Annotated in this window: 22 protein-coding genes and 1 pseudogene; 15 read left to right on the top strand and 8 right to left on the bottom strand. The window is 71.4% G+C overall.

What is annotated here, in order from left to right:
• Positions 1-993, bottom strand: a complete 993-nt coding sequence (gene argF / locus QSK37_RS49880) for an ornithine carbamoyltransferase (protein WP_285636698.1) — start codon at positions 991-993, stop codon at positions 1-3.
• A gap of 118 nt (positions 994-1,111) precedes the next feature.
• Here argF and QSK37_RS49875 point away from each other — a divergent pair, with 118 nt between their 5' ends.
• The 5 genes from QSK37_RS49875 to QSK37_RS49855 all read left to right on the top strand — a co-directional run bounded on the left by QSK37_RS49875 (position 1,112) and on the right by QSK37_RS49855 (position 5,636).
• Positions 1,112-2,023, top strand: coding sequence for an ABC transporter ATP-binding protein (locus tag QSK37_RS49875; protein WP_285584141.1), 912 nt, complete (start codon positions 1,112-1,114; stop codon positions 2,021-2,023).
• An 85-nt stretch (positions 2,024-2,108) separates the two neighbouring features.
• Positions 2,109-2,873 (top strand): ABC transporter permease, encoded by a 765-nt coding sequence (locus tag QSK37_RS49870; protein WP_285636695.1) that lies wholly within the window; start codon positions 2,109-2,111, stop codon positions 2,871-2,873.
• Between the two features lie 3 nt (positions 2,874-2,876).
• Entirely contained in the window at positions 2,877-3,818 is a 942-nt protein-coding gene (locus tag QSK37_RS49865; protein WP_285584140.1) for an EamA family transporter, read from the top strand.
• A 149-nt stretch (positions 3,819-3,967) separates the two neighbouring features.
• Complete coding sequence (locus tag QSK37_RS49860; RefSeq protein ID WP_285636692.1) at positions 3,968-4,549, top strand: Uma2 family endonuclease; 582 nt, start codon at positions 3,968-3,970, stop codon at positions 4,547-4,549.
• Between the two features lie 61 nt (positions 4,550-4,610).
• On the top strand, positions 4,611-5,636 hold the full coding sequence (locus tag QSK37_RS49855) for a COX15/CtaA family protein (protein ID WP_432705686.1): 1,026 nt from the start codon (positions 4,611-4,613) through the stop codon (positions 5,634-5,636).
• Here QSK37_RS49855 and QSK37_RS49850 read toward each other — a convergent pair.
• Positions 5,593-6,390, bottom strand: coding sequence for an MBL fold metallo-hydrolase (locus tag QSK37_RS49850; RefSeq protein ID WP_285636686.1), 798 nt, complete (start codon positions 6,388-6,390; stop codon positions 5,593-5,595). The two genes, QSK37_RS49855 and QSK37_RS49850, sit on opposite strands and share 44 nt — an antisense overlap.
• Before the next feature lie 47 nt (positions 6,391-6,437).
• Between QSK37_RS49850 and QSK37_RS49845 the strand changes: the two genes are divergently transcribed.
• On the top strand, positions 6,438-6,845 hold the full coding sequence (locus QSK37_RS49845) for a MerR family transcriptional regulator (protein WP_285636683.1): 408 nt from the start codon (positions 6,438-6,440) through the stop codon (positions 6,843-6,845).
• Here QSK37_RS49845 and polX read toward each other — a convergent pair.
• The 3 genes from polX to QSK37_RS49830 form a co-directional block, all read right to left on the bottom strand.
• Entirely contained in the window at positions 6,827-8,539 is a 1,713-nt protein-coding gene (gene polX, locus QSK37_RS49840) for a DNA polymerase/3'-5' exonuclease PolX (protein WP_285636680.1), read from the bottom strand. The two genes, QSK37_RS49845 and polX, sit on opposite strands and share 19 nt — an antisense overlap.
• 20 nt (positions 8,540-8,559) lie before the next feature.
• Positions 8,560-9,258: a hypothetical protein gene (locus tag QSK37_RS49835; RefSeq protein WP_285636677.1), complete on the bottom strand. Its 699-nt coding sequence runs from the start codon at positions 9,256-9,258 to the stop codon at positions 8,560-8,562.
• Positions 9,259-9,433: 175 nt separating this feature from the next.
• Positions 9,434-10,054, bottom strand: a complete 621-nt coding sequence (locus QSK37_RS49830; protein WP_285584125.1) for a GntR family transcriptional regulator — start codon at positions 10,052-10,054, stop codon at positions 9,434-9,436.
• Positions 10,055-10,194: 140 nt separating this feature from the next.
• Between QSK37_RS49830 and pdhA the strand changes: the two genes are divergently transcribed.
• From pdhA to QSK37_RS52035, 4 genes and pseudogenes are all read left to right on the top strand, one after another.
• On the top strand, positions 10,195-11,253 hold the full coding sequence (gene pdhA, locus QSK37_RS49825) for a pyruvate dehydrogenase (acetyl-transferring) E1 component subunit alpha (RefSeq protein WP_285636672.1): 1,059 nt from the start codon (positions 10,195-10,197) through the stop codon (positions 11,251-11,253).
• 10 nt (positions 11,254-11,263) lie between these two features.
• A complete protein-coding gene (locus QSK37_RS49820) occupies positions 11,264-12,253 on the top strand; it encodes an alpha-ketoacid dehydrogenase subunit beta (RefSeq protein WP_285636669.1) in 990 nt (329 codons plus the stop codon).
• 7 nt (positions 12,254-12,260) lie between these two features.
• Positions 12,261-13,565, top strand: a complete 1,305-nt coding sequence (locus QSK37_RS49815; protein ID WP_285636666.1) for a dihydrolipoamide acetyltransferase family protein — start codon at positions 12,261-12,263, stop codon at positions 13,563-13,565.
• A 105-nt stretch (positions 13,566-13,670) separates the two neighbouring features.
• A pseudogene (locus QSK37_RS52035) lies at positions 13,671-14,117 on the top strand (hypothetical protein); the annotation flags it as partial.
• A gap of 168 nt (positions 14,118-14,285) precedes the next feature.
• Here the strand turns inward: QSK37_RS52035 and QSK37_RS49805 are convergent.
• From QSK37_RS49805 to QSK37_RS49795, 3 genes are all read right to left on the bottom strand, one after another.
• On the bottom strand, positions 14,286-14,564 hold the full coding sequence (locus tag QSK37_RS49805; RefSeq protein WP_285636661.1) for a glycoside hydrolase domain-containing protein: 279 nt from the start codon (positions 14,562-14,564) through the stop codon (positions 14,286-14,288).
• Positions 14,565-14,772: 208 nt separating this feature from the next.
• Complete coding sequence (locus QSK37_RS49800) at positions 14,773-16,032, bottom strand: PrsW family intramembrane metalloprotease (RefSeq protein ID WP_285636658.1); 1,260 nt, start codon at positions 16,030-16,032, stop codon at positions 14,773-14,775.
• Positions 16,033-16,047: 15 nt separating this feature from the next.
• On the bottom strand, positions 16,048-16,992 hold the full coding sequence (locus QSK37_RS49795) for a heme o synthase (protein WP_432705685.1): 945 nt from the start codon (positions 16,990-16,992) through the stop codon (positions 16,048-16,050).
• Between the two features lie 477 nt (positions 16,993-17,469).
• Here QSK37_RS49795 and tkt point away from each other — a divergent pair, with 477 nt between their 5' ends.
• The 5 genes from tkt (at position 17,470) to QSK37_RS49770 (ending at position 25,232) form a co-directional block, all read left to right on the top strand.
• Positions 17,470-19,512: a transketolase gene (tkt, locus tag QSK37_RS49790; protein WP_432705687.1), complete on the top strand. Its 2,043-nt coding sequence runs from the start codon at positions 17,470-17,472 to the stop codon at positions 19,510-19,512.
• A gap of 8 nt (positions 19,513-19,520) precedes the next feature.
• Complete coding sequence (gene tal, locus QSK37_RS49785; protein ID WP_285636652.1) at positions 19,521-20,621, top strand: transaldolase; 1,101 nt, start codon at positions 19,521-19,523, stop codon at positions 20,619-20,621.
• A 115-nt stretch (positions 20,622-20,736) separates the two neighbouring features.
• Positions 20,737-22,344 (top strand): glucose-6-phosphate isomerase, encoded by a 1,608-nt coding sequence (locus QSK37_RS49780; RefSeq protein ID WP_285636649.1) that lies wholly within the window; start codon positions 20,737-20,739, stop codon positions 22,342-22,344.
• Between the two features lie 381 nt (positions 22,345-22,725).
• Positions 22,726-24,261 (top strand): glucose-6-phosphate dehydrogenase, encoded by a 1,536-nt coding sequence (gene zwf, locus QSK37_RS49775; protein ID WP_285636647.1) that lies wholly within the window; start codon positions 22,726-22,728, stop codon positions 24,259-24,261.
• A gap of 2 nt (positions 24,262-24,263) precedes the next feature.
• The gene (locus tag QSK37_RS49770; RefSeq protein ID WP_285636644.1) at positions 24,264-25,232 is read left to right on the top strand and encodes a glucose-6-phosphate dehydrogenase assembly protein OpcA; all 969 of its coding nucleotides are present in this window, start codon (positions 24,264-24,266) and stop codon (positions 25,230-25,232) included.
• Position 25,233: the final 1 nt, after the last annotated feature.

The following is a 25,233-nucleotide window of genomic DNA, read 5'->3' as shown; positions in this document are numbered from 1 at the left end:
TCAGTCCGCCAGCGTGGCCACCAGAATCGCCTTGATCGTGTGCAGGCGGTTCTCCGCCTGGTCGAAGACGATCGAGGCCTTGGACTCGAACACGTCGTCGGTCACCTCGAGGGCGTCCAGGCCGAACTCCTGGTAGATCTCCTCGCCCATGGTCGTCTCCCGGTCGTGAAACGCGGGCAGGCAGTGCATGAACCGCACCGAGGGGTTCCCGGTCGCCTCCAGGACGGACTCGTCGACCCGGTACGGACGCAGCAGCGCGATGCGCTCGCCCCAGACCTCCCGCGGCTCTCCCATCGACACCCAGACGTCGGTGTGCACGAAGTCCACGCCGCGCACGCCCTCGGCGACGTCGGCGGTGAGGGTGAGGCGGGCGCCGCTGCGGGCGGCGAGCTCGCGCGCGGCGGCCTGGACCGGCTCCGGCGGCAGCAGCCCGGGCGGCGCGACGATGCGCACGTCCATGCCGAGCAGCGCGCCCGTGACGAGCAGGGAGTCGCCCATGTTGTTGCGCGCGTCGCCGAGGTAGGCGTAGGAGATCTCGCCCAGGGGCTTGTCGCTGTGCTCGGTCATCGTGAAGACGTCGCACAGGCTCTGGGTCGGGTGCCACTCGTCGGTCAGGCCGTTCCACACGGGCACGCCCGCCTGCTCGGCGAGGATCTCGACGTCGGCCTGGCGCGCCCCGCGGTACTGGATGCCGTCGAACATCCGGCCCAGCACGCGCGCGGTGTCGCGGACCGACTCCTTGTGGCCGATCTGGGAGCCCGCCGGGTCGAGGTACGTCGTGTGGGCGCCCTGGTCGTGGGCGGCCACCTCGAACGCCGAGCGCGTGCGGGTGGAGGTCTTCTCGAACAGCAGCGCGATGTTGCGGCCCGTGAGACGCTGACGCTCGGCGCCCTCACGCTTGGCCGCCTTCAGCTCCGCCGACAGCGTCAGCAGGAAGCGGAACTCTTCCGGCGTGACGTCGAGTTCTTTGACGTAGCTCCGCCCACGCAGCATCTGACCTCCCGAGGAATACACGAGCACTGTATCCCTATGCGGGCTGCTGAATCAATATTCAGCGCGCACTTCGGGGGTCATCACTCGGTGACGACCGGCCCCACCTACACTCAGTGCCATGACACCCCTCGCCGTCGATGTGAACGGCCTGGTCAAGCGCTACGGCACGAACATCGCCGCCGACGGGCTGTCGTTCACCGCCCGGCGCGGCGAGGTCACCGCCCTGCTCGGCCCCAACGGCGCGGGCAAGACGACCACCGTGGAGATCTGCGAGGGGTACCGGCGCGCCGACGGCGGCACCGTGCGAGTCCTCGGCCTCGACCCTCGCGACCAGGCACTACGCGCCCGTGTCGGCGTCATGCTGCAGTCCGGCGGGGTGCCGACCGGCGCCCGCGCCGGGGAGTACCTCCGCCTGGTCGCCGGCTTCTACGCCGACCCCGTCGACCCCGCCCTGCTGCTCGAACGCCTCGGCCTGACCGGTGTGGCGCGCACCGCGTACCGGCGCATGTCCGGCGGGCAGCAGCAGCGCCTCGCCCTCGCGGCGGCCGTGGTCGGCCGCCCGGAGCTGGTCTTCCTCGACGAGCCCACCGCCGGCCTGGACCCCCAGGCCCGGCTCGCCACCTGGGAGCTGGTCGAGGAGCTGAAGGCCGCGGGCGTCGCGGTGATCCTCACCACGCACCACATGGAGGAGGCCGAGCGCCTCGCCGACCAGGTCGTGATCGTCGACCGGGGCGTGGTGATCGCCGACGGCAGGCCGCCGGAGCTGACCGGGGCCGAACGCCAGCTGCGCTTCCGCGCCCGGCCCGGTCTCGGCCTGGACGAGCTGCTGTCCGCGCTCCCGCCGGCGACCATGGCCAAGGAGTCCCCGGCCGGCCACTACGTCATCGAGGGCGACCTCGTGCCCGAGCTGCTCGCCTCGGTGACCGCCTGGTGCGCCTCGCACGGCGTCATGACCGAGGACCTCCGCATCGAGCGCCGCACCCTCGAAGACGTCTTCCTCGAACTCACCGGACGGGAACTGCGTTCGTGACCACGAGCGAGCACTCCGCAGCGAGCGGAGTGGACGGCCGAGGCACGAGGTCGTCCGCGAAGCGAGTGAGGAGTGAGAGCGAGCAATGAACACAGTTTTCACGCCGTCGCCGGGGGCGGCGCCGCTGCCGCGCATGATCGGCGCCCAGACCGCGTACGAGGTGCGCAACCTCCTGCGCAACGGCGAGCAGCTCCTCCTCACCCTGATCATTCCGGTCGCGCTGCTGGTGCTGTTCGCCTCCGCGCCGCTCCTCGACGTCGGCCCGGGCCGCCGCGTGGACTTCCTCGCCCCCGGCGTCCTGGCCCTGGCCGTGCTGTCCACCGCGTTCACCGGCCAGGCGATCGGCACCGGCTTCGAGCGCCGCTACGGCGTGCTGAAACGCCTCGGTGCCACGCCGCTCCCGCGGACCGGCCTGATCGCGGCCAAGTCGCTGACCGTGCTGCTGGTCGAGCTGCTCCAGACCGTGGTCGTCGGCGCGGTCGCGCTCGCCCTCGGGTGGAGCCCGCACGGCGACCCGGCCGTCGCGGTCCTGCTCGTACTGGTCGGTACGGCGGCGTTCAGCGGCTTCGGCCTCCTGATGGCGGGCACTCTGCGCGCCGAGGCCACTCTCGCCGCCGCGAACCTCGTCTACCTGCTGCTGCTCGTGCTCGGCGGGGTGGTATTCCCGTTGACAAAATTCTCCGGCGGGCTACGTTCGGTCCTCGAACTGCTTCCGATCTCCGCGCTCGCCGACGGCCTGCGGCAGGTCCTGCAGCACGGCGCCGGCCTGCCCGTACGTGACCTGGTCGTCCTGCTGGTATGGGCCGTGCTCGGCCTCGCCCTGGCGGCGCGCTTCTTTCGCTGGGAGTGACCGATGGCGCTCGCTGACGCCCAGGGCTCGTACGGCCGGGCGGGTTGGTTCCGCACGCGGGCGGGGGCCCTGCGCCCCTCGCTCGGCTCGGTGCCGCCGCCCGCGCTGATCCTGCTCGGCATCGTCTCGGTCCAGATCGGCGCGGGCCTGGCGAAGAACCTGTTCGCCCGGTCCTCCCCTGACGCCGTCGTGATGATGCGCCTGTTGACCTCGGCGGTCGTCCTCGGTGTGGCGTACCGGTCGTCCCTGCGCGACCTGCGCCGCCTGCACTCCTGGCGCGACATCGGCGTGGCCGCGCTGTTCGGCCTGACGCTGGCCGGGATGAACGCCTGTTTCTACCAGGCCCTGGCGCGGCTGCCGCTGGGCATCGCGGTGACCGTGGAGTTCCTCGGCCCCCTGTCGGTGTCCATCCTCGCGTCGCGGCGGCGGCTCGACCTGCTGTGGGCGCTGCTGGCCCTCGGTGGGGTGACCCTGCTGGCCCGCGGCAACGGCGACGTGACGCTCACCGGAGTGGCGTTCGCGCTGCTGGCGGCGGCCGGCTGGGCCTTTTACATCCTGCTGAGCGGTGCGACGGGGCGGCGGTTCGCCGGCTCGTCCGGGCTGGCGGTGGCGAGCATCGTCGGCGCGGCCGTCATGCTGCCCGTCGGCGTCGGCACCGCCGGCACCAAGCTGCTGGACCCCGAACTGCTCCTCGTCGCCGCCGGCGTCGGCCTGCTGTCGTCGGTCATCCCCTACACGCTGGAGCTGGAGGCGCTGCGGCGCATGTCGGCACGCCTGTTCGGCATCCTGATGAGCATCGAACCGGCAGTGGCGGCAGTGGTGGGGCTGGTGTTCCTGGGCGAGATGCTGTACTGGCGCGAATGGCTGGCCATCGGCCTGGTCATCACCGCCTGCGTCGGCGCCACCCGCTTCCAGCAGTCCCCACCCGAAGCCCCCGAGGCCTGATATCCACACGCGTGAGACGTTCTGTCACCGTCCATGTACGGTGGGTGTGCACCAAGGGTATTTCGCGATGACGTGACACACTTGAGAGGACGATTGGCATGCCAGGCATGACGACGGCTTCTCCGCTCACGTCTTCCGCGAGGACACCGATGACCGGCGCACCGGACTGGCCCTACGGGCCCTACACCATCGATGACCTGGATGCACTACCCGACGAGGGGGTGCGCCGTGAACTCGTGAACGGGTGGATTCTCGTGGCTCCCTGGCCGAGCACCTTCCACGACCATGCGGCAAAGATCCTGGGACGTGCGCTGGAAGACGCCGCCGACGATGTGGACGCCGACGTCTACGTCAATGGCCCGCTCGACGTCGACACCGGACCATCGATCCGCGTGCCGGACGTCGTGGTCGTCGAAGGGGAAGCCGCGAGAGCGGCTCGGGCCCGCCGGGCGCGTGCCTACGACGCGTTGGACGTGCTTCTGGTCGTGGAGATCGTTTCGCCGAGGAGCGGCAGCGAGCAGCACGATCGCGTCGACAAGGTCTTCGAGTACGCGCGGGCGGGCATCCCGCAGTACTGGTTGATCGATCTGGAGCCCGAGCCGTCGATCGTCGTCCGTGCTCTGGGGGATGACGGCAGGTACCACGTCACCGCCTCGGCCACTGCGAGTGCGCAGCTCAAGATCGAGGAGCCGTTCCCGTTCTCGTTCGATCCGGTGCGTCTGCTCGGCTGAGTCCGGCCGTCCGTGGTGACCCGGATCCGGGTCACCACGCGGCACTCATACGATGAGGGGCGTGCGATCCGACAATCCCGTGACCCGGCTCGTCGATGCCGTGTGGCGTCCCACGTCCGCCTCGATGCGGTGGCTCGCCCTCGCCGGGGTGGCCGGTAACGCCGTCATCATGTCCACTGGCGCGGCCGTACGCGTCAGCGGGTCCGGCCTCGGGTGCCCCACCTGGCCCAAGTGCACCGGCGACAGTCTCGTGCCGTCCCACTCCCCCGAGCACGCCGCCGTCAACATGGCGATCGAGTTCGGCAACCGGCTGCTGACCTTCATGGTGCTGGCCGTCGGCGTGGCGGTCTTCGTGGCGGCGGTGCGCCTGTCGCCCCGGCGGCGCGACCTCGTACGGCTCGCCGCGGTCCAGCCACTCAGCGTCGTCGCCCAGGCCGTGGTCGGCGGCATCGTCGTGCTCACCGACCTCAACCCGGCCGCGGTCACCGCGCACTTCCTGCTCTCCCCCGCCCTGCTGGCCGCGGCGACCGCGCTGTGGATCCGCGCGAGCGAGGGCGACGCGCCCGCCCACCGGCTCGTACGCGCGGAGCTGGTCTGGCTCGCCCGCGCGCTGATCGGCGTGGTCGTCGTGCTGCTGGTGGCGGGCACCGTCGTGACCGGCACCGGGCCGCACGCCGGCGACGCGAAGGCGCCGCGCTTCGGGTTCCGGATCGAGCAGGTCGCGCAGCTGCACGCCGATGTCGTCTGGGCCACGGTCGGCCTGACGTTCGCGCTGCTGCTCGGGCTGCGGCTGACGAACGCGCCACGCCGCGCCCAGCGATGCGCGCTGGAGTTGCTCGTGGTCGAGCTGGCCCAAGGCGTCATCGGCTATGTCCAGTACTTCACCGGCGTGCCCGGCCCGCTCGTCGTCCTGCACGTGCTCGGCTCGGCGCTGGTGTGGATCGCCACCCTGCGGGTCGCCTTCGCCCTGCGCGAGCGGGGTCCCGTGCCCGCGACGACGCCGCGCGCCGTGCGGGAGAGCGGGCCGGAGCCCCGGCTCCAGGTCAGCCCCGAAGGCGATCCAGCTCCCACGGGTCGTGCGCGCTGAACACCGACACCTGATCGCCGTGGTCACGGACCAGCTCGCGTAGCCGCGCCTGCGTGCCCAGCCGCAGGTCGTGGTGGACCTCCGAGGTGGTCTGCACGAGGTCCAGCACCGGGTGCGGGTGCGGGTCGGCGCTCAGCTCCCGGTGGTAGTAGTACGCGTCGCCGCAGTGCAGCAGCCAGCGGTCCCCGTCGTGGACGGCGACTCCGGTGTGACCGGCGGTGTGGCCGCCGAGCGGCACGAGCCGGATCTCCGGGGGCAGTCCGTCCGGCTGGACCGAGGTGAACCCGAACCAGTCGTCGCCCTCGGGCGTGTACGTCGCCCAGTGCGGGCCGTGGGCCCAGTGGGCCGGGCGGTAGCGGAAGCTGGGCGCCTCGGCGACCGCCGCCTCCAGCTCCGCGGCGAGCACGTGCACGCGGGCGTCGGGGAAGTCCGGCAGACCGCCGCAGTGGTCCACGTCGAGGTGGGTCACGATGACGTGCCGTACGTCGCCGGGTGAGTGGCCCAGCCGGGCGATCTGACGTACGGCGGTCTCCTCCTCGTCCAGCACGGGCTTGGCCATGGTGACCCAGTCCGCGCCGAGAGTCGCGTCCGGGTCGCGTACGTCGCCGAGGCCGAGGCCGGTCTCGACCAGGACCAGGCCGTCGGCGTCGGTCTCGACCAGCAGGCAGTGGTTGACGGCGTGCGCCGGCGGCGGGCCGTCGTAGGTGGCCTCGATCGTCCGGACCGAGCCGCAGTTGAGGTGATGGATCTTCATGGCGGGTAGTCTGCGACTTGAAGCGCGATTCAAGTCAAGGAGGCGGAATGACGGAGGCGCTGCTGGACATCGCCGAGGTGGCCGGGCGTTCCGGCCTCGCGCCGTCGGCGCTGCGGTTCTACGAGAAGAAGGGCCTGATCGCCCCGGCGGGCCGCAACGGCCTGCGGCGCACGTACCGGCCCGACGTGCTCGACCGCCTCGCGCTGATCTCCTGCGCCCGCACCGCGGGCTTCACCGTCGCGGAGATCGGCCGGTTCCTCGTGGCCACTCCGGGCGACACCGACCTGCGCGCCCGGATGGCCGTCAAGGCGCGGGAGCTGGAGGAGGACATCGCCCGGCTGACCCGGATGCGCGACGGCCTACGGCACGCCGCCGCCTGCGCCCACGAGACGCTCGTGGAGTGCCCGGACTTCAAGCGCGCCTTCGCGGCCCCGGCTCAGCCGGTGCCGAGGTAGTCGCGGAGCCGCTCCAGCGGCCACGTGTTGACGACGTCGTCCGGCGTCAGCCAGCCGCGCTGCGCCGTGCCGACGCCGTACCGCAGGTTGGCGAAGTGCCCGGTCGCGTGGGCGTCGCTGTCGATGGAGAACTTCACCCCGTGCCGCAGGGCGCGGCGGATCAGGTCGGCGGGCAGGTCGAGCCGGTCGGGGAACGCGTCGATCTCCACGACCGTGTGGTGGCGGGCGCAGGACTTGAACACCGCGTCCCAGTCGCAGTCGACGGGCTCGCGGCGGCCGATCAGGCGGGCGGTGGGGTGTCCGAGGACGTGGACGCCGGGGTTCTCGACGGCGCGGACGATCCGGCGGGTCATCGTCTCTCGGTCCTGGGTGAACAGCGAGTGCACCGACGCCACGCAGATGTCGAAGCCGGACAGGAACTCCTCCGGCCAGTCGACCTCGCCGTCGGCGTCGATGTTCAGCTCGGTGCCGTGCAGCAGCGTCAGGTCCGGATGGCGCTCCCCCAGCGCGTGCACGGCCTCCCGCTGGGCGAGCATCTTCTCGTCGGTCATGCGCTGCATGAACAGGTTCGGCGCGTGGTCGGTGATGGCGAAGTACTCCCACCCCTGGGCCGCCGCGGCGGCGACCATCTCCTCCAGCGGGGCGATGCCGTCGGTCAGGTCGGTGTGACTGTGCAGGTCACCGCGCAGGTCGGCGAGCTGGACCAGGCGCGGCAACGTGCCCTTGAGCGCGGCGTCGATCTCGCCGCCGTCCTCCCGCAGCGTCGGCGGCACCCACGGCAGCCCGAGGCGCTCGTAGACCTCCTCCTCGGTCGCGGACACGACGAGCTCGCCGCTCTCCACGTCGAACAGGCCGTACTCCGACAGCTTCAGCCCGGCGCGTACGGCGATCTCGCGGGTGCGGACGTTGTGCGCCTTGGAGCCGGTGAAGTACTGCAGGGCCGCGCCCCAGGACTCGGCCGGGACGACGCGCAGGTCGACCTGGAGCCCCTTGGTCGTACGGATGGAGGTCTTGGTGTCGCCGCGCGCGATCACCTCGGAGACGAGCGGGAGGGCGGCGAACGCCTCCATGAGCGGAGCGGAGTCGGCCGCGGCGGCGAGGACGTCGACGTCGCCGATGGTCTCCCGCGACCGCCGTAGCGAACCGGCGTACTCACAGCGCTCCGCGAGCGGCGACAGCGCGGCGACGACCTCCTCGGCCACCTCCATCGCCACGTCGATCAGTACGCGGTCGCCGGCGCGCTTCATCAGCTCGATGCCGTGGAGGATGTTCTCCTCGGTCTTGGCGCCGAACCCCTTGAGCCCCTCCAGCCGCCCGGCGGGAATCGCCTCAGCGAGCTCGTCGACGGAGGAGATGCCGAGTTCTTCGTACAGCACGAGCGCCTTCTTGGGCCCGAGCGTGGGGATCGCGGTGAGCGCCCGAACACCGGCCGGGATCTTGGCCCGGACGGCCTCGAGCTGGCGAATCGTGCCGGTCTCGCGGTGGTCGAGGATCTTCTTGGCGATCGCCTCGCCGACGTTGGGGATCCGCCGCAGCCCCTTGAGGTCGAGCGTCGAGACGTCCTCGGCGTAGCCGGCGATGGACCGGGCGGCCTTCTCGTAGGCGCGCACCTTGTACGCCGCCTCACCGGTGATCGAGAGCAGGTCGGCGAACTCCTGGAAGAGCTCGGCGACCTCGTCGTTGGGGCGCCCCATGGGACGATCCTAGACGCGGCTCACTTCCGCAGAACGCCGTCCCGCGCCCATTGAACGATCGTGACGGTGAGCTGCACGACCGCCTGCGCCTCTTCGAGCGTCGGCGTCCGCCTCTGGCCCGCGCCATGTCGATCCGGGTTGGGCCACAGCAGCCGGAGCATCCCGACCAGAGGAGCGACGGCGTGATCGCCGTCCGCCCCGGGAAGAACCAGCCTCCAGCCGTTCTCCGGCCGGCGGAGCTGGCCCAGCACGTCCCCCATCGTCGCCTTCGCCTTCTTTGGCACGACGACCGGGATCAGCACGGACTCGGCCGCCTTGATCGAGTGGTCCCACGCGTCGGACGCGTCCGGACCCCGGCCGTAGGCGGCGGCCCAGGCCAGCCGCAGTTCCTCGCTCGCCGCGTCGAGCGGCGACATCGCCCGCTCGGCGGCACTCACCATGGCCGGTGCGACGCGACGCTGCAGCGATCTCCCGTCCGGAGAAACGGTCCACACGGAACCGCAGAGCTCGAGAGCGCGCCGAAGGTCCTCCTCGCCTCCCGTCGTCACGGCGAGCGTCGCGTCGACAATGTCGAGGAAGACCTCGGGGTCCGCCTCCGCCGCACGGAAAAGCTCCTCAAAGGCGTAATTGGGGGTGCTCCACCCCCCGACCGCCACTCTGGTCATGCCGGCCACCGTGAGGATCAGCGAGTTCGCCTCAGCAGAGCTGGGGCGCCACATGAGCATCTCCTTGAGCCAATGCTCCAGCTGACCTGCCAGGTGTGCCGGGACACCCTCGTAAGGACCCTCGAGCTCGCGTCCGGCCTCGCGGTCGGAAAGTCTGCGCCAGGCCATACCGGGCCTCGATTCAGGAGATCTCCATAACCCGGAGACACCGTAACCCGGCATGAATCGGTCAGGGCGCGTACTTCATCACGTGGTCGTGGAGCATACGGCCGACGCGGGGGTCGGCTCGGCGGAAGGCGTCGGCGATCTCGATGTGTTCGGCGGTCTTGCCGCACAGCTCGGTGTCGTGGCGGCGGACCGACAGGGTGGTCCAGATCTCGATGCCCAGCGACTCCCAGACCTCGCGCAGCAGGCGGTTGCCGGCGGCGTCGACGATCTCGCGGTGGAAGGCGATGCTGTGCCGCATCACGTCCGGGCCCTCCGCCGTGGCCAGGCGTTCGATGTGCCCCTCCAGGGCCTCCACCCGGCCGGCCAGGTGACGGGCGGCGAGTTCGGCCGCGGTCTCCTCGAGCCCCGCCCGTACGGGGAAGAACTCCGCGAAGTCGACCTCGGTGAACTCCCGGACGCGAGCGCCGCGGTTGGGCATCGTCTCGACCAGCCGCAGCGCCTCCAACTGCCGGAGGGCCTCGCGGACCGGCGCCTGACTGACCCCCAGTTCGGCGGCGATGCGACGCTCGACGATACGCTCGCCGGGCTGGAGTTCCCCCGACGTGATGCGGTCGATGAGGACCTGCCGGATCTGGTCCCCGAGGCCGGTGCGGACCAGGGCCGGGGCGTTGAGAGCGTTCACGCTCGTCAATCGTAGATGACCGTCGTTCAGAGGGCACCGGCGACTGAACTATGATCGATCATTGATCGGCTGCTGATCTAACGGGCGCACGTCGTGGTCACCCCAGGACGCGCGGCCTGCGTACGAAGGGGAAAACCTCGATGGCTGACACCGACACGAGGAGCCCGGCGCGTTCCCGCCGGACGCGAAAGTCCAGGCCGCGGCCCGAGACACTCGTCGCCTACTACCGGCAGATGCTGCTGATCCGCCGCTTCGAGGAGCGCGCCGCGCGGGCGTACACCGAGGCGAAGATCGGCGGGTACTGCCACCTCAACCTCGGCGAGGAACCCACGATCACCGGCCTCATGGCCGCGCTCGATCCGCGTGACTACCTGTTCACGAACTACCGCGAGCACGGTTACGCCCTCGCCCGCGGCATCGAGGCCCGCCGCGTCATGGCGGAGCTGTACGGGCGCAGCACCGGTGTCTCCAAGGGCTGGGGCGGGTCGATGCACCTGTTCGACACCGGCTCCCGGCTGCTCGGCGGGTACGGCATCGTCGGCGGCCAGCTTCCGCTCGCCACCGGCGCCGCGCTGGCCATCTCCTACCGGGGCGGCGACGAGGTCGTCATGTGCCAGATGGGCGACGGCACCACCAACATCGGCGCCTTCCACGAGTCGCTGAACATGGCCACGCTGTGGGACCTGCCGATCGTCTTCGTCGTCATCAACAACGGCCTGGGCATGGGCACCACGGTCGACCACTCCTCCGCCGAGCCCGAGCTGTACCGCCGCGCCGCCGCGTACCGCATGGAGGGCGCGCGCGTGGACGGCACCGACGCGGTGGCCGTACGCGACGCGGCACACGCCGCCGTCGAGCGGGCCCGCTCGGAGCAGAAGCCGTTCCTGCTGGAGACGACGAGCCCGCGGCTGCGTGGCCACTCGGTCGTCGACCCCGCGCGCTACCGCACCGCGGAGGAGAAGGAGGCACTGAAGGCCGCCGACCCGCTCGCGCGCTTCGCGCTGGAGCTGGAGGAGAGCGGCGTTCTGGACGCCGAGGCGCGCGAGAAGCTCGACGCCGAGGTCAAGGCCGAGGTCGACGACGCGGCGGCGTTCGCCGACGACAGCCCGCACCCCGACGTCTCCACCCTGTTCGACTACACGTACGCGACGCCGGTACCGGGCGAGTCCCGCCGCCTGCCCGCCGACCCGGTCTTCTAGAGGAGCCCCGATGGCCACCGTCACCTATCGCCAGGCCCTGCGGGACACGCTTCGCGCCGAGATGCTCCGCGACGAGGACGTCTTCCTCATGGGCGAAGAGATCGGCGTGTTCGAGGGCTCGTACAAGATCACCGAGGGGCTGCTGAAGGAGTTCGGACCCCGCCGGGTGCGCGACACCCCCATCGCCGAGGAGGGCTTCGTCGGCGCCGCGATCGGCGCGGCGATGCTCGGGCTGCGGCCCGTCGTCGAGATCATGACGATCAACTTCTCGCTGCTCGCCCTCGACCAGATCGTCAACCACGCGGCCAAGATCTACGGCATGTTCGGCGGTCAGTGCAGCGTGCCGATGGTGATCCGCACCCCCGGGGGCGGCGGACAGCAGCTCGGCGCCACCCACTCCCAGAACGTCGAGCTGTTCTACTCCTTCATCCCCGGCCTCAAGGTTCTGGCCCCCAGCACGCCGGCCGAGGCTTCGGCGATGCTCAAGGCCGCGATCCGCGACGACGACCCGGTGCTGTTCCTGGAGAACCTCGCGCTCTACAACACCAAGGGCGAGGTGCCCGACGAGGTCGCGCCCGCGGAGATCGGCCGGGCCGCCGTCACGCGCGAGGGCGCCGACATCACGCTCATCGCCTACTCGCGGATGGCGCGCGTCGCCGCGGAGGTCGCCGAGAAACTCGCCGCCGACGGCGTGTCCGCCGAGGTCGTGGACCTGCGCAGCCTGCGGCCTCTGGACCGCGAGACGATCGTCGCCTCGGTCCGCCGTACGGGCTGCGCCGTGATCGCCGAGGACGACTGGCTCACGTACGGGATCGGCGCCGAGATCGCCGCCACGATCCAGGAGGGCGCGTTCGACTGGCTCGACGCGCCCGTGCGCCGGGTGGCGATGGCCGAGGTCCCGCTCCCCTACTCCAAGCCCCTCGAACTCGCCGCGCTGCCGTCGGCCGAGTCCCTCGTCACCGCCGTACGCGACACGCTCGCCGCGACCGGCCGCCGTTAGGAAGACCATGTCCGAGATCCTCATGCCCCGCCTGTCCGACACCATGGAGGAAGGCGTCGTCAGCTCGTGGCACAAGAAGCCCGGCGACAAGGTCTCTGTCGGTGACTCGCTCGTCGACATCGAGACCGACAAGGCCCTGATGGAGTACGAGGCGTACGAGGACGGCGTCCTCGGCGAGATCCTCGTGCCCGAGGGCGCCACCGCGACCATCGGCACGCCGATCGCGGTCCTGGTCACCGATGGCGCCGCCCCGGCGGCCGCTCCCGCCGCGGCACCCGCGGAGGCGCCCGCGGCGGAGACCGCCCCGGCCCCCGCCGCCACCGCCACCGCCACCGCCACCGCCGTCGCGGAGCCCGAGCCTTCGGCCGGAGGCAACGGCTCGGCGTCGACGCGGTCCCGTCCGCCCTCCTCGCCGCTGGCCCGCCGGATCGCGCGGGAGAACGGCGTCGACCTCAGCACGCTGACCGGCTCGGGTCCCGGCGGCCGCATCGTCCGCGCCGACGTGGAGGCCGCCGCCCTCGACTCCGCCGTCCGGTCCGCGCCGCCCGCGACGCCGTCCACCGCGTCCCCCGCCCCGCAGCCCGCCGCGCCGTCAACCCCGCAGCCGGTCCAGGCGTCCGCCGACGACGAGGACGTCGAGCGGGTGCCGCTGAGCCGGATCCGCAAGGTCACCGCGCGCCGGCTCGCCGAGAGCATGCGGACCGCGCCGCACTTCTACCTGACGCGTGTCGTCGACGTGGAGGAGCTGCTCGCTTTCCGCGCGACGCTCAACGCCGCGCTGGCGCCCGCCAAGGTCAGCGTCAACGACCTGATCGTCAAGGCGTGCGCGACCGCGCTGCGCGCCAACCCGGTGCTGAACGTCTCCTTCACCGAGGAGCACCTGCTCGTGCACAAGCGCGTGCACGTGGGCGTCGCGGTGGCGCTGGACCAGGGCCTGGTCGTGCCGGTGATCCGCGACACCGACCGCAAGAGCGTCTCCCAGATCGGCGCGGAGACGCGCGAGCTGGCCGGGCGCGCCCGGGAGCAGAAGCTGACGCCGCAGGAGATGTCGGGCGGCACGTTCACGGTGAGCAACCTGGGCATGTTCGGCGTGGACGCCTTCACCGCCGTGATCAACCCGCCGGAGGCCGCGATCCTCGCCGTGGGCGCGACCCGCAAGGACGTGGTGTTCCGCGACGGCGAGGTGGTCCCCCGCGACCGGATGACCATCACGCTGTCGATCGACCACCGTGCCTGCGACGGCGCGACGGGCGCGGCGTTCCTCGGAGAGCTCGCCGAGCTGTTGGAGAACCCGCTGCGCATCGTCGCCTGAGCGCGCCGCACCCGAGAGCAGGGGTGTCCCGTCTCGTGAAGAACCACAGACGGGGCACCCCGTACCAATTCCGTCAGGCGGTCACGCGAACGCCCAGGCGAACACCTGCAGCGAGCCCGAGCCCGACTTCGGCGTGTTCAGCGTGATGCTCTTGACCTGCCGGCCCGGGTCCAGCGTGATCGGCGTCGCGCCGAACACGTACATGTTGATCTCCTGCTTCCCTCCTTCGGAGGAGTTGCGGTACGGCGTCTTGGCGACGATCTCGTTGCCGAACCTCGGCGGGTAGGCGTCGGCGCCGAGCGCCCAGTCGCCGGGCTCCAGCGCGCCCGAGGCCGTCGACCCGTCCGTGTAGACGGTGGACGACGCGTCACCGGTGCCGGCCGCGCCCAGGAACGCCGGCTTCGACGCCCCGGCCGGCGCGCTCGGCAGGTCGACGACCTGGCCGCTCGCCTGGACGTTACCGACGGCTCGTTCCTGTCGCCGTTCGACCCCGGCTGGTACGTCGAGGGCAACGGCTCCCAGTACCACTGGATGACCTACTCCGACGTCGCCGGCCTGTTCGGCGCGATGGGCGGGCGCGACCAGGCGGCCAAGCGGCTCGGCCAAGCCGCCCGCGGGGATCACCGTGACGCCCGCCTCGGGCGCCCTCACGGTCGGCGACGCCGGGCGTGCGGACCAGAAGGTGACCGTCTCGGCGGCGGCCGGCACGAAACCGGACTACTACTCGGCGCCGTTCGAGCCGAAGCGGGGCTGGATCCAGTCGTTCACCGGGTTGTAGATGGTCTCCCAGACGTGCGAGCGCTTCATGAACGCCTGGGAGGTGCCGTTGTCGCCGAGCCGCTGGGCGAGCTGGGCGATGCCGAAGTCGGCCAGGCCGTACTCCAGCGTGGTCGCCGGGTCGCCCGGCACGTAGCCGAGCCTGAGGTAGTCGGCGTTGCCGGGCCGTTCGGTGTAGCCGGTGGCCTTGTCCTCCCCGACCCGGTTCGCGCCCTTGACCATGGCTCCTGATCCCGGTGTTGGTCGTCATAGCGTACGAGCCGGGTGAGGCCTGCTCGTTCGCGTGCTGGAAGGTCTGGACGTGGTCCGGGCCGTGCAGCCCGGCCCGGAGATGTGGGTCATGCTGAAGCCGCGAAGCCGGTCGTCCTCGTGCTTGTAGCCGCCGGAGGTGCGCGAGCCGCTGACGTGACCGCGTGCGTCAGGCCGGGCCCTACGGGCCCTGGGGGCCGTAGGGGCCCTCGGAACCGTACGGGCCCTGGGGGCGGAACGGGCCGGGCGGCGGCGGGCCGAAGGACGGGCCCGGGCGCAGGAAGCCCGACTGGTCCGGGCCGGCCCACGGTGGCATCAGCGGGCGCGTCCGGCGCACCTGGAAGGCCTGCCGCGCCACGTGCATGAGATTCATCAGGTCGAGCCGACGCCGGTAGAACCAGGCGGGCTCGGCCACGCCGCGCTCGGCGCGCTGGTGCAGCAGCGCGAGTTCGGTCGCGGCCAGCTGGTAGTCGCCCATGGCCCGCGCGGCCTGGCTGCCGCCGGCCATGCGGGCCCACTGCCGGGCCCGGCGCCGCAGTGCGATGCTGCCGAGCATCTGGACGTCCTGCGGCGTCACGAGGCCCGTGCCGGCGTACATCGGCAGGTGCAGCCGGATCAGGCGTACGGTCTGGCGCCGCTCGCGGACCACGATGACGATCAGGCCGACGATGATGCAGAAGTCGATGCCGTACGCGACGGTGAGGCCCTTGAGGCCGAAGGCGCTGGAGAAGTTCCAGGCGCCGTGCAGCAGCATCGCCCCGCACAGCCCGGCGACGGGCGCGGCGACCCGCGCGGCCCCGCGGTGCAGCGCCGCGTACGCCACCCCCAGCCCGGTCATCGAGGTGAACAGCGGGTGCCCGAACGGCGAGATCACGCCGCGCATGATGAAGACGGCCTCGATGTTGTGCTGGTTGATCGCCCGCATGTAGTAGCCGATGTTCTCCATCATCGCGAAGCCGAGGGCGACCATGGCCGCGTAGATGATGCCGTCGGTCAGGCCGTCGAGCTCGTTCCGACGGAACCACAGGAATCCGAACAGCACCGCGCCCTTGAGCGACTCCTCCACCAGCGGCGCGCCGATCGAGGCGGTGACGAGCTCGCCGCGTTCGCCGAAGACCGGTTTGGTCAGCAGCTCATAGCCCGCGGTGTTGAGGATCAGCGCGCCCAGCACCGCCACACCCGCGCCCCACATGAACGCGAACAGCAGCGCGCGCCAGGGCTCGGGCTCCAGCCGGTCGAGCATGAGGACCAGCGCCACCAGGAGCGGCACCGGCAGGATCGCCAGGATGAGCCCGATGACGAACGGCGCGCCGTTGAGGGCGTCGAGTCCCAGCACGATCAGCGCGCACAACGTCGAGACGATGAGTCCGACGATCAGACCGACCGGTGCCCGCCCGGGCATGCGGCCTTCAAGGACCGCCTTGGGATCAACGCGCGCCATGCCGCGACATTAACCTCAGTGCAGCAGCGGGTCGATCGCGACGGCCAGGAACAGCAGCGCCAGGTAGGCGTTGGACAGGTGAAAGTAGCGCATCGGCTTGAGCACCGCTCCGGTGACGCCACGGCGCACCCGCCCGAGCAGACGGTAGGCCTCCAGCAGCGAGACGGCGCCGAGCACCGCGGCCACGACCGGGTAGAAGAGCGTCGTGTGCGCCACCGGCCACAGGGCCAGCGAGCAGGCCACCGTGACCCAGGTGTAGACGATCACCTCGATGGCGACCCGGCGCTCGGTGGCCACCACCGGCAGCATCGGGACGTTCGCGGCGGCGTAGTCCTCGCGGTAGCGCATCGCGAGCGTCCACGTGTGCGGCGGCGTCCAGAAGAACACCACGAGGAACAGCACGAGCGGCGTCCACGCGAGGCGCCCCGTCAGCGCCGACCAGCCGATCATGACGGGCATGCAGCCGGCGATGCCGCCCCACACGACGTTCTGCGTGGTGCGGCGCTTGAGCAGCATCGAGTAGACGAAGACGTAGAAGCAGATCGCGAACACCGACATGCCGGCGGCCAGCCAGTTGAGGGCCAGCCCGAGGAACAGGGTCGAGGCGACGGCCAGCGCGATGCCGAAGACCAGCGTCTCGCGCGGCGAGACCTGCACCATGGGCAGCGGCCTGCGGCGCGTGCGGCGCATCTTGGCGTCGATGTCGCGATCGATGTAGCAGTTGAGCGCGTTGGCGCTGCCCGCCGACAGCATGCCGCCCGCCAGCGTGGCGATGACCGGCCACAGCGGCGGGAGACCACCGGCGGCCAGGAACATGACCGGCAGCGTGGTGATCAACAGCAGTTCGATGATCCGGGGCTTCGTGAGCGCCACGTAGGCGCGGACGAGCGCGCCGAGCGGGCGGCGGCCGGGACCCACGGGCGCGGGCGTCCGCACGGGACGGTTGATGACCACCGTCACGGGACGTCCACTGGCGTGTTCTCGACATAAAGGGGCACTATGACGAATCCTCGAATCTTTACCGCCGCTTTGCACTGAATCCCGGGCCTTATCACTCACCGGCCACGGCCGCGCCATCACTGTAGTCCCGGTGTCGGCGCACCCCGTCATCGGGGTGGGCGGACACGCGTACGCGCCGGATGATTCGCGTCCGGGATCGCGGGAAGTGCCGTACGCGACACGACGTTAAACGACACATAGGCTCCCGCGCCCGGCAAAAGAGTCCCGGGCGATAGGCTCGCCGAGGGCCCGAGGAGTGGCCTGATCAAGGTGCTCCCCGGATCGAGGCACGCTTTTCCGCCCGCGGGTGGGCGGGCCGCGGGGGCATTGCACGTAGCCGAGAGGAGCCTGGAGCGTCTCGTGAGTACGGATTCCGACAACACCTTCACCTGGACCGAGCTGGACCAGCGGGCCGTGGACACGGTCCGCGCGCTCGCCATGGACGCCGTCGAGGAGGCCGGCTCAGGCCACCCCGGGACCGCGATGAGCCTGGCGCCGGCCGCCTACCTGCTGTTCCAGCGGGTGATGCGCCACGACCCGACCGACCCCGACTGGGCCGGCCGCGACCGGTTCGTGCTGTCCGCGGGTCACAGCAGCCTGACGCTCTACATCCAGCTGTACCTGTCCGGCTACGGCCTCACCCTGGATGACCTGAAGGGCCTGCGCAAGTGGGGCAGCCTGACCCCGGGCCATCCCGAGCACGGCCACACCATCGGCGTCGAGACCACCACCGGCCCGCTGGGCCAGGGCCTGGGCAACGCCGTGGGCATGGCGATGGCGGCGCGGCGTGAGCGGGGCCTGTTCGACCCGGAGCCGTCGTTCGGCGACAGCCCGTTCGACCACTACATCTACTCGATCGTCTCCGACGGCGACATCGAAGAGGGCATCAGCCACGAGGTCAGCTCGCTCGCCGGTCACCAGAAGCTCGGCAACCTCATCGTCATCTACGACGACAACCAGATCTCCATCGAGGACGACACGCAGATCGCCAAGTCCGAGGACGTCGCCGCCCGCTACGAGGCGTACGGCTGGCATGTCCAGAAGGTCGACTGGACCTCGGACGACGGCTACAAGGAGGACCCCGAGGCCCTCTACCGCGCGCTGCTGGCCGCCAAGGCCGAGCTCGGCCGCCCGTCGCTGATCTCGCTGCGCACGATCATCGGCTGGCCCGCGCCCAACCTGCAGAACACCGGCAAGGCCCACGGCGCCGCGCTCGGCGCCGAGGAGGTCGCGGCGACCAAGCGGGTGCTCGGCCAGAACCCGGACAAGACCTTCGACGTGCCCGAGGAGATCCTCCAGCACGCGCGCAAGGTGGTCGAGCGCGCCCGTGCCGCGCACGCCGAGTGGAACAAGGCCTTCGAGGCCTGGCGCTCGGGCAACCCGGAGCGCGCGTCGGAGTACGACCGCATCCGCGTCCGCCGGCTGCCGGACGGCTGGACCGCCAAGCTGCCGGAGTTCGAGGCGGGCAAGGCGGTCGCGACCCGTGCGGCCTCCGGCGAGATCCTCGGCGCGATCGGCCCGGTGCTGCCGGAGCTGTGGGGCGGCTCGGCGGACCTGGCGGGCAGCAACAACACGACGATGAAGGGCGAGCCGTCCTTCATCCCCGAGGAGTACCAGACCAAGGACTACCCCGGGAACCGCTACGGCCGCACGCTGCACTTCGGCATCCGTGAGCACGGCATGGGCGCGATCATGAACGGCATCGCCCTGCACGACGGCACCCGTCCGTACGGCGGCACGTTCCTGGTCTTCAGCGACTACATGCGTCCGTCCGTGCGGCTGGCCGCGCTGATGAAGCTGCCGGTCACCTACGTCTGGACGCACGACTCGATCGGCCTCGGTGAGGACGGCCCGACCCACCAGCCGGTCGAGCACCTGTGGGCCCTGCGCGCGATCCCCGGCCTCGACATCGTCCGGCCGGCGGACGCCAACGAGACGGCCGTCGCCTGGCGGACCATCCTCGAGCACACCGACCGCCCGGCGGGCCTCGCGCTCACCCGGCAGAAGGTGCCGACGTTCGACCGCTCGGAGTTCGGCTCCGCCGAGGGCACGGCCAAGGGCGCGTACGTCCTGGTCGACGCCTCGAACGGGCAGCCGGACGTCATCCTCATCGCCACCGGCAGCGAGGTGCAGATCGCGGTGGAGGCCCGTGAGGTCCTCGAGCGCGACGGCACGCCCACGCGGGTCGTCTCCATGCCGTCGGTGGAGTGGTTCGAAGAGCAGGACGAGGCCTACAAGCAGCAGGTGCTCCCCCCGGCGGTGCGCGCGCGCGTGTCCGTGGAGGCCGGGGCCGCCCTCGGGTGGCGCACCTACATCGGCGACGCGGGCGAGAGCGTGAGCCTGGACCACTTCGGCGCGTCGGCCGACTACAAGACGTTGTTCCAGCAGTTCGGCTTCACCGCCGACCGGGTCGTGGCCGCGGCGCGTTCCAGCCTCACGAAGGTGAACGTGACCGGTCAGGGTTCGACGACCGGTAACTGAGGAGAGAGATGAGTGACATCCTGAAGGCGCTCTCCGACGAGGGCGTGTCCATCTGGCTCGACGACATCAGCCGCGAGCGTCTGCAGAGCGGCAACCTCGCCCAGCTGATCAAGGAGAAGCACGTCGTCGGGGTGACGTCCAACCCGACGATCTTCGCCAAGGCGCTCAGCAAGGGCTCGGCCTACGACGAGCAGGTCCGTGAGCTCGCGGTCCGCGGCGTCGACGTCGAGGAGGGCGTCCGGGCCATCACGACGTACGACATCCGGTGGGCGGCCGACGTCCTGCGGCCGGTCTACGACCGCACCGACGGCGTCGACGGGCGCGTGTCCATCGAGGTCGACCCGCGTCTCGCGCACGACACCGAGAAGACCGTCGCCGAGGCCAAGGCGCTGTGGTGGCTGGTCGACCGGCCGAACACCTTCATCAAGATTCCCGCGACGCTCCCCGGCCTGCCGGCGATCACCGAGACGCTGGCGCAGGGCATCAGCGTGAACGTCACGCTGATCTTCTCGCTGGAGCGGTACGGCCAGGTCATCGACGCCTTCTTCGAGGGGCTGGAGAAGGCACGGGCGAACGGCCACGACCTGTCCAAGATCGAGTCCGTGGCGTCGTTCTTCGTCAGCCGCGTCGATTCCGAGATCGACAAGCGCCTGGACAAGCTCGGTGAGACCGAGCTGAAGGGCAAGGCCGGCATCGCCAACGCCCGCCTGGCGTACGCCCTGTTCGAGGAGAAGTTCGGCACCGACCGCTGGACGGCGCTCAAGGACGCGGGCGCGCGCCCGCAGCGTCCCCTGTGGGCCTCGACCGGTGTGAAGAACCCGGACTACCCCGACACCATGTACGTCGACGAGCTCGTGGCGCCACAGGTGGTCAACACGATGCCGGAGGCGACGCTCGACGCCACCGCCGACCACGGCCGCATCTCCGGCAACACGATCCAGGGCCGGTACGACGAGGCCCGGCGGCACCTGACCGCGCTCAAGGAGGCCGGCGTCGACTACGACGACGTCGTCCGCGTCCTCGAGGAGGAGGGCGTGGAGAAGTTCGAGGCCTCCTGGAAGGAGCTCCTCGACACGGTCAAGGGTGAACTGGAGGCCAAGGCAGGGTAAGTCCGGCCTGGAACGGGCAGTACCAGCCCGGGTACGGGGTGAACCTGGGAGGCACTGTGAGCGAGAGAGCGATATGGCACGACGTCACCGTCACGGGGTCGGCGAAGGAGGCCCCGTGACGTTGCGCGTGACCGGCGGCGGCGTGTCGGTGACCGTCCAGGGCGACGCGGTCGGTGAGTCAGACGGCGTCCTCGAACGGCTGGCCGCCGACGGCGTGCCGGCCGCCCTGATGGCCGGCAACGCCAGCCTGTGGGGGCCCGAGGCGACGGATGAGGCGGCCGGGCGGCTCGGCTGGGTGCACGCGCCCGAACGCTCGCGCCGGCTGCTCCCCCGCCTCGACGAGCTCACCGAGCGCTTCGCGGGCCTGGACCACGTCGTTCTCGCCGGCACGGGCGGCGCCTGCCTGGCCGCCGAGGTGATCGCGCGCGGCCAGGGCGCGGACCTCACCCTGCTCGACACGGTCGACCCGCACCAGGTGCGGCGCGCGGCCAGGGGTCCGCTCGATCGCACGCTGCTGGTCGTCTCCGGCGCCGAGACGGTCGAGACCGACGCGGTACGGCGCGTCTTCGAGCGCGCCTTCCGCGACGCGGGCATCGACCCGGCCGGACGCATCGTGGTCGTGGGACCGCCCGGCTCGCCGCTGGACGCCCCCGGCCACACGTTCGTCGCCGCCGACCCGGAGGTGGCCGGCTGCTTCGGCGCGCTGAGCGCCTACGGCCTGGTGCCGGCGGCACTCTGCGGGACCGACGTACGGCGGCTGCTGGACGAGGCCGAGGCACTCGTCCCCTCGCTGCTGCTCGGCTACGACAACCCCGGGCTGGTGCTGGGCGCCGCGCTGGGCACCGCGCCGGCGAACGGGCGGGACCGGCTGCTCATCGCCGATGACGGTTCGGGGCCGCTGGGCCTGGACCGCTGGATCGAGCAGCTGGTCGCCGAGTCGACCGGCAAGGACGGCCGGGGGCTGGTGCCGGTCGTCGTGGAGGGCCCGGCCGCGCCGGGGTTCGGCGCCACGCGTGACGTGCGCCGGCTCGTGCTCGGCGACCCCGCCGACGGCACCGGGCTGGCCGTGTCCGGGCCGCTGGGCGCGCTGTTCCTGCTGTGGGAGTACGCCGCGGCGGTGGCCTGCCGGGTCATCGGCGTCAGCCCGTTCGACCGGCCGGCGATCAGTGAGTCCGAGGAGGCCCTGTCGGGCCTGCTGCGCGGCGCGGAGGACGGCACGCCCCCGGTGGTGATCGGCTGCGAGCCGGTCCTGGTGGACGGCGAGGTGGAGGTGCACGCCACCGGCGACATGCTGGAGGGTGCCAAGGACCTCCGCGACGTCCTCGACGCGTTCACCCACGCCGTGCCCGCCGACGGTTACGTGGCGGTGATGGCCTACCTCGACGCGGCGGACGACACGACCGGGCTGCGGCCGCCGCTCGCCCGCCGGGCCGCGCACGAGCGCGACGCCCAGGCGGCGTTCGGCCTGGCGCCGCGGCTGCTGCACTCGACCGGCCAGGTGTACAAGGACGGACCGCGCACGGGCGTGTTCCTGCAGATCACCGGGGCGGTCACCGCCGACGTCGACGTGCCCGGCCGGCCGTACTCCCTCGGCACGCTGCAGCGCGCCCAGGCCTTTGCCGACCTGCGGGCGCTGCGCACGCGGGGGCACACGGTCGTGCGGCTGCATCTGCGGGACCGGGCGGCCGGGCTCGCGAGGCTGGAGGCCGCGCTCAGCGGCTGAACCCGAGCGCTGCGGGAACGCCAAGTGATCCACTTTTCCCGGTGTTTACCGCACGTTCGGCCCCATGGACCCCCATCAACTGAAACGATCGGAGAGGACATGCCATGTCGGGTGATATGGCATGTGCCAGAGAATGGAACAATGCGGAGGCAGGCGCCCGCGACGGCGTACATTCCGCCGACGGGGGAAGATCGTGCACGACGTGATGGTTCGGGATAGTGGTCATCGGCTCTCCGATGACCGGAAACGCACGATCGCCGCGCGGTCAGGCCCGCGGCGAGAGCGCCTGGTCCGCCGGGCGCACCACTGCCCAGGGAGGACGGGGATGTCGGGCATCAGTCGGCCCACCGGTAAGACCGCAACGCAGGACGGAGATGGCAGATGACGCGGATCGAGAACATCCTCAACCCGCTCCGCGATCCCCGCGACAAGCGTCTGCCGCGCGTGGCCGGGCCATGTGTGCTCGTGCTGTTCGGGGTCACCGGGGACCTGTCCCGTAAGAAGCTGCTGCCGGCGATCTACGACCTGGCCAACCGCGGCCTGCTGCCGCCGGGCTTCGCCGTGGTCGGGTTCGCCCGCCGCGACTGGGAGCACCAGGACTTCCGCCAGCTCGCGCACGACGCGGTCAAGGAGCACGCGCGGACGCCCTTCCGCGAGGAGGTCTGGAACCAGCTCAGCGAGGGCATCCACTTCGTACCGGGCAGCTTCGACGACGACGCGGCGTTCGAGGAGCTCGCGACGGCCGTCAAGGAGCTGGACGCCAAGCGGGGCACCGGCGGCAACTACGCGTTCTACCTGTCGATTCCGCCGAAGTTCTTCCAGGACGTCGTCAAGCAGCTCCAGCGCAGCGGGCTGTCCAAGCCGTCGGAGGGCTCCTGGCGGCGTGTCGTCATCGAGAAGCCGTTCGGCCACGACCTGGCCAGCGCGCGGGAGCTCAACGCGATCCTGCACGAGGTCTTCCCCGAGGAGTCGATCTTCCGCATCGACCACTACCTCGGCAAGGAGACGGTCCAGAACATCCTGGCGCTGCGCTTCGCCAACACGCTGTACGAGCCGATCTGGAACCGCTCCTACGTCGACCACGTGCAGATCACGATGGCCGAGGACATCGGCATCGGCGGCCGGGCCGGCTACTTCGACGGCATCGGCGCCGCCCGCGACGTGATCCAGAACCACCTGCTCCAGCTCCTCGCGCTGACCGCGATGGAGGAGCCGGTCTCCTTCGAGGCCGAGTCCGTACGCGCGGAGAAGGCCAAGATCCTGTCCGCGGTGCGTCTGCCGGCCGACCTGGACACCTACACCGTGCGCGGCCAGTACACCGCGGGCTGGCAGGGCGGTGTGAAGGTGCCCGGCTTCCGCGAGGAGGAGGGCATCCCGCCGGGTTCGCGCACCGACACGTACGCCGCGATGCGCCTCGACATCGACACGCGCCGCTGGGCGGGCGTGCCGTTCTACCTGCGCACCGGCAAGCGCCTGGCCCGGCGCGCCACCGAGGTGGCGCTGATGTTCCAGCGGGCGCCGCACCTGCCGTTCGCGCAGACCGACACCGAGGAGCTGGGCCAGAACGCCCTGGTCATCAGGGTGCAGCCGGACGAGGGCGTGACCCTGCGGTTCGGCTCGAAGGTGCCGGGCACCTCGATGGAGGTCCGCGACGTCAACATGGACTTCGACTACGGCGAGTCCTTCACCGAGTCCTCCCCCGAGGCGTACGAGCGGCTGCTGCTGGACGTGCTGATCGGTGACCCGCCGCTGTTCCCCCGCCAGGAGGAGGTCGAGCTGTCGTGGCGGATCCTCGACCCGGTCGAGGAGCACTGGGAGAAGCACGGCGCTCCCCAGCCCTACCCTGCGGGTAGCTGGGGACCCAAGGCGGCGGACGAGATGATGGCCCGCGACGGCCGAGCGTGGAGGCGACTCTAAGGATGATCATCGATCTGGCGAACACCAGCACCCGCAAGATCCAGGATGCGCTGACCGCGGCCCGCCACCGGATGGGCGGCCCGGCCACCGGCAAGGTGCTGACGTTGATCGTCGTGACCGACGAGGCGGCCCAGTACGACGCGATCCGCGCCGCCACCGAGGTGGCGCGCGAGCATCCCTGCCGCATTCTCGGCGTGATCGCCCGCGGCCGCGAGGCCGAGTCCCGCTTCGACGCCGAGGTCCGCGTCGGCGAGAGCGGTCCCGGTGAGACGGTGCTGCTGCGGATGTACGGCCAGCTCGCCGAGCACGCCGACTCCGTGGTGCTGCCGCTGCTGGTGCCCGACACGCCCGTCGTCACCTGGTGGCCCGGCGAGGCCCCGGCCAAGCCGGGCGACGAGGCCCTCGGCGCGCTCGCCCAGCGCCGGGTCACCGACTCGGCGAGCGCCGCCGACCGGCTCGGCGCGCTGAAGCGGCTGGCCGGTGGCTACCTGCCCGGCGACACCGACTTCGCGTGGGCGCGCGTCACGCCGTGGCGTTCCCTGCTCGCCGCGGCCCTCGACCAGCCGCACGACGACGTCACGGCGGCCCGCATCGAGGCCGATCCCGGCAGCCCGAGCGCGGCGCTTCTCGGCGGCTGGCTGTCGGTGCGTCTCGGCGTCTCGGCGGAGATCGCCGAGTCCCGCGGGCCGGGCATCACGGCGGTGCGCCTCACCACCAAGGACGGTGAGATCGCGGTCACCCGCCCGGACGGCCGGGTCGCGACGCTCTCGCGGTCCGACCAGCCCGACCGCCAGGTCGCGCTGCACCGGCGCTCGACCGCCGAGCTGCTCGCCGAAGAACTGCGGCGTCTCGACCCCGACGAGGTCTACTACGAGGCGGTCCAGCGGTTCGCCAAGGGCCTGGAGGCGTCGTCCGCGCAGGCCGCCCCCGCCGCGAAGAGCGCCGCGAAACCGAAGGCGAAGAAGTCGTGAC

It is taken from the genome of Actinoallomurus iriomotensis, from assembly GCF_030269445.1.
In the GTDB taxonomy this organism is placed as follows: domain Bacteria; phylum Actinomycetota; class Actinomycetes; order Streptosporangiales; family Streptosporangiaceae; genus Actinoallomurus; species Actinoallomurus iriomotensis.
This window is presented reverse-complemented; position numbering and strand designations above follow the sequence as displayed.

What these genes read in the sequence shown, in the direction of transcription:
- argF (WP_285636698.1), bottom strand. Translation starts at nt 993, where the DNA reads ATGCTGCGTGGGCGGAGCTACGTCAAAGAACTCGACGTCACGCCGGAA.
- QSK37_RS49875 (WP_285584141.1), top strand. Translation starts at nt 1,112, where the DNA reads ATGACACCCCTCGCCGTCGATGTGAACGGCCTGGTCAAGCGCTACGGC.
- QSK37_RS49870 (WP_285636695.1), top strand. Translation starts at nt 2,109, where the DNA reads ATGAACACAGTTTTCACGCCGTCGCCGGGGGCGGCGCCGCTGCCGCGC.
- QSK37_RS49865 (WP_285584140.1), top strand. Translation starts at nt 2,877, where the DNA reads ATGGCGCTCGCTGACGCCCAGGGCTCGTACGGCCGGGCGGGTTGGTTC.
- QSK37_RS49860 (WP_285636692.1), top strand. Translation starts at nt 3,968, where the DNA reads ATGACCGGCGCACCGGACTGGCCCTACGGGCCCTACACCATCGATGAC.
- QSK37_RS49850 (WP_285636686.1), bottom strand. Translation starts at nt 6,390, where the DNA reads ATGAAGATCCATCACCTCAACTGCGGCTCGGTCCGGACGATCGAGGCC.
- QSK37_RS49845 (WP_285636683.1), top strand. Translation starts at nt 6,438, where the DNA reads ATGACGGAGGCGCTGCTGGACATCGCCGAGGTGGCCGGGCGTTCCGGC.
- polX (WP_285636680.1), bottom strand. Translation starts at nt 8,539, where the DNA reads ATGGGGCGCCCCAACGACGAGGTCGCCGAGCTCTTCCAGGAGTTCGCC.
- QSK37_RS49835 (WP_285636677.1), bottom strand. Translation starts at nt 9,258, where the DNA reads ATGTGGCGCCCCAGCTCTGCTGAGGCGAACTCGCTGATCCTCACGGTG.
- pdhA (WP_285636672.1), top strand. Translation starts at nt 10,195, where the DNA reads ATGGCTGACACCGACACGAGGAGCCCGGCGCGTTCCCGCCGGACGCGA.
- QSK37_RS49820 (WP_285636669.1), top strand. Translation starts at nt 11,264, where the DNA reads ATGGCCACCGTCACCTATCGCCAGGCCCTGCGGGACACGCTTCGCGCC.
- QSK37_RS49815 (WP_285636666.1), top strand. Translation starts at nt 12,261, where the DNA reads ATGTCCGAGATCCTCATGCCCCGCCTGTCCGACACCATGGAGGAAGGC.
- QSK37_RS49805 (WP_285636661.1), bottom strand. Translation starts at nt 14,564, where the DNA reads ATGGTCAAGGGCGCGAACCGGGTCGGGGAGGACAAGGCCACCGGCTAC.
- QSK37_RS49800 (WP_285636658.1), bottom strand. Translation starts at nt 16,032, where the DNA reads ATGGCGCGCGTTGATCCCAAGGCGGTCCTTGAAGGCCGCATGCCCGGG.
- tkt (WP_432705687.1), top strand. Translation starts at nt 17,470, where the DNA reads ATGGACGCCGTCGAGGAGGCCGGCTCAGGCCACCCCGGGACCGCGATG.
- tal (WP_285636652.1), top strand. Translation starts at nt 19,521, where the DNA reads ATGAGTGACATCCTGAAGGCGCTCTCCGACGAGGGCGTGTCCATCTGG.
- zwf (WP_285636647.1), top strand. Translation starts at nt 22,726, where the DNA reads ATGACGCGGATCGAGAACATCCTCAACCCGCTCCGCGATCCCCGCGAC.
- QSK37_RS49770 (WP_285636644.1), top strand. Translation starts at nt 24,264, where the DNA reads ATGATCATCGATCTGGCGAACACCAGCACCCGCAAGATCCAGGATGCG.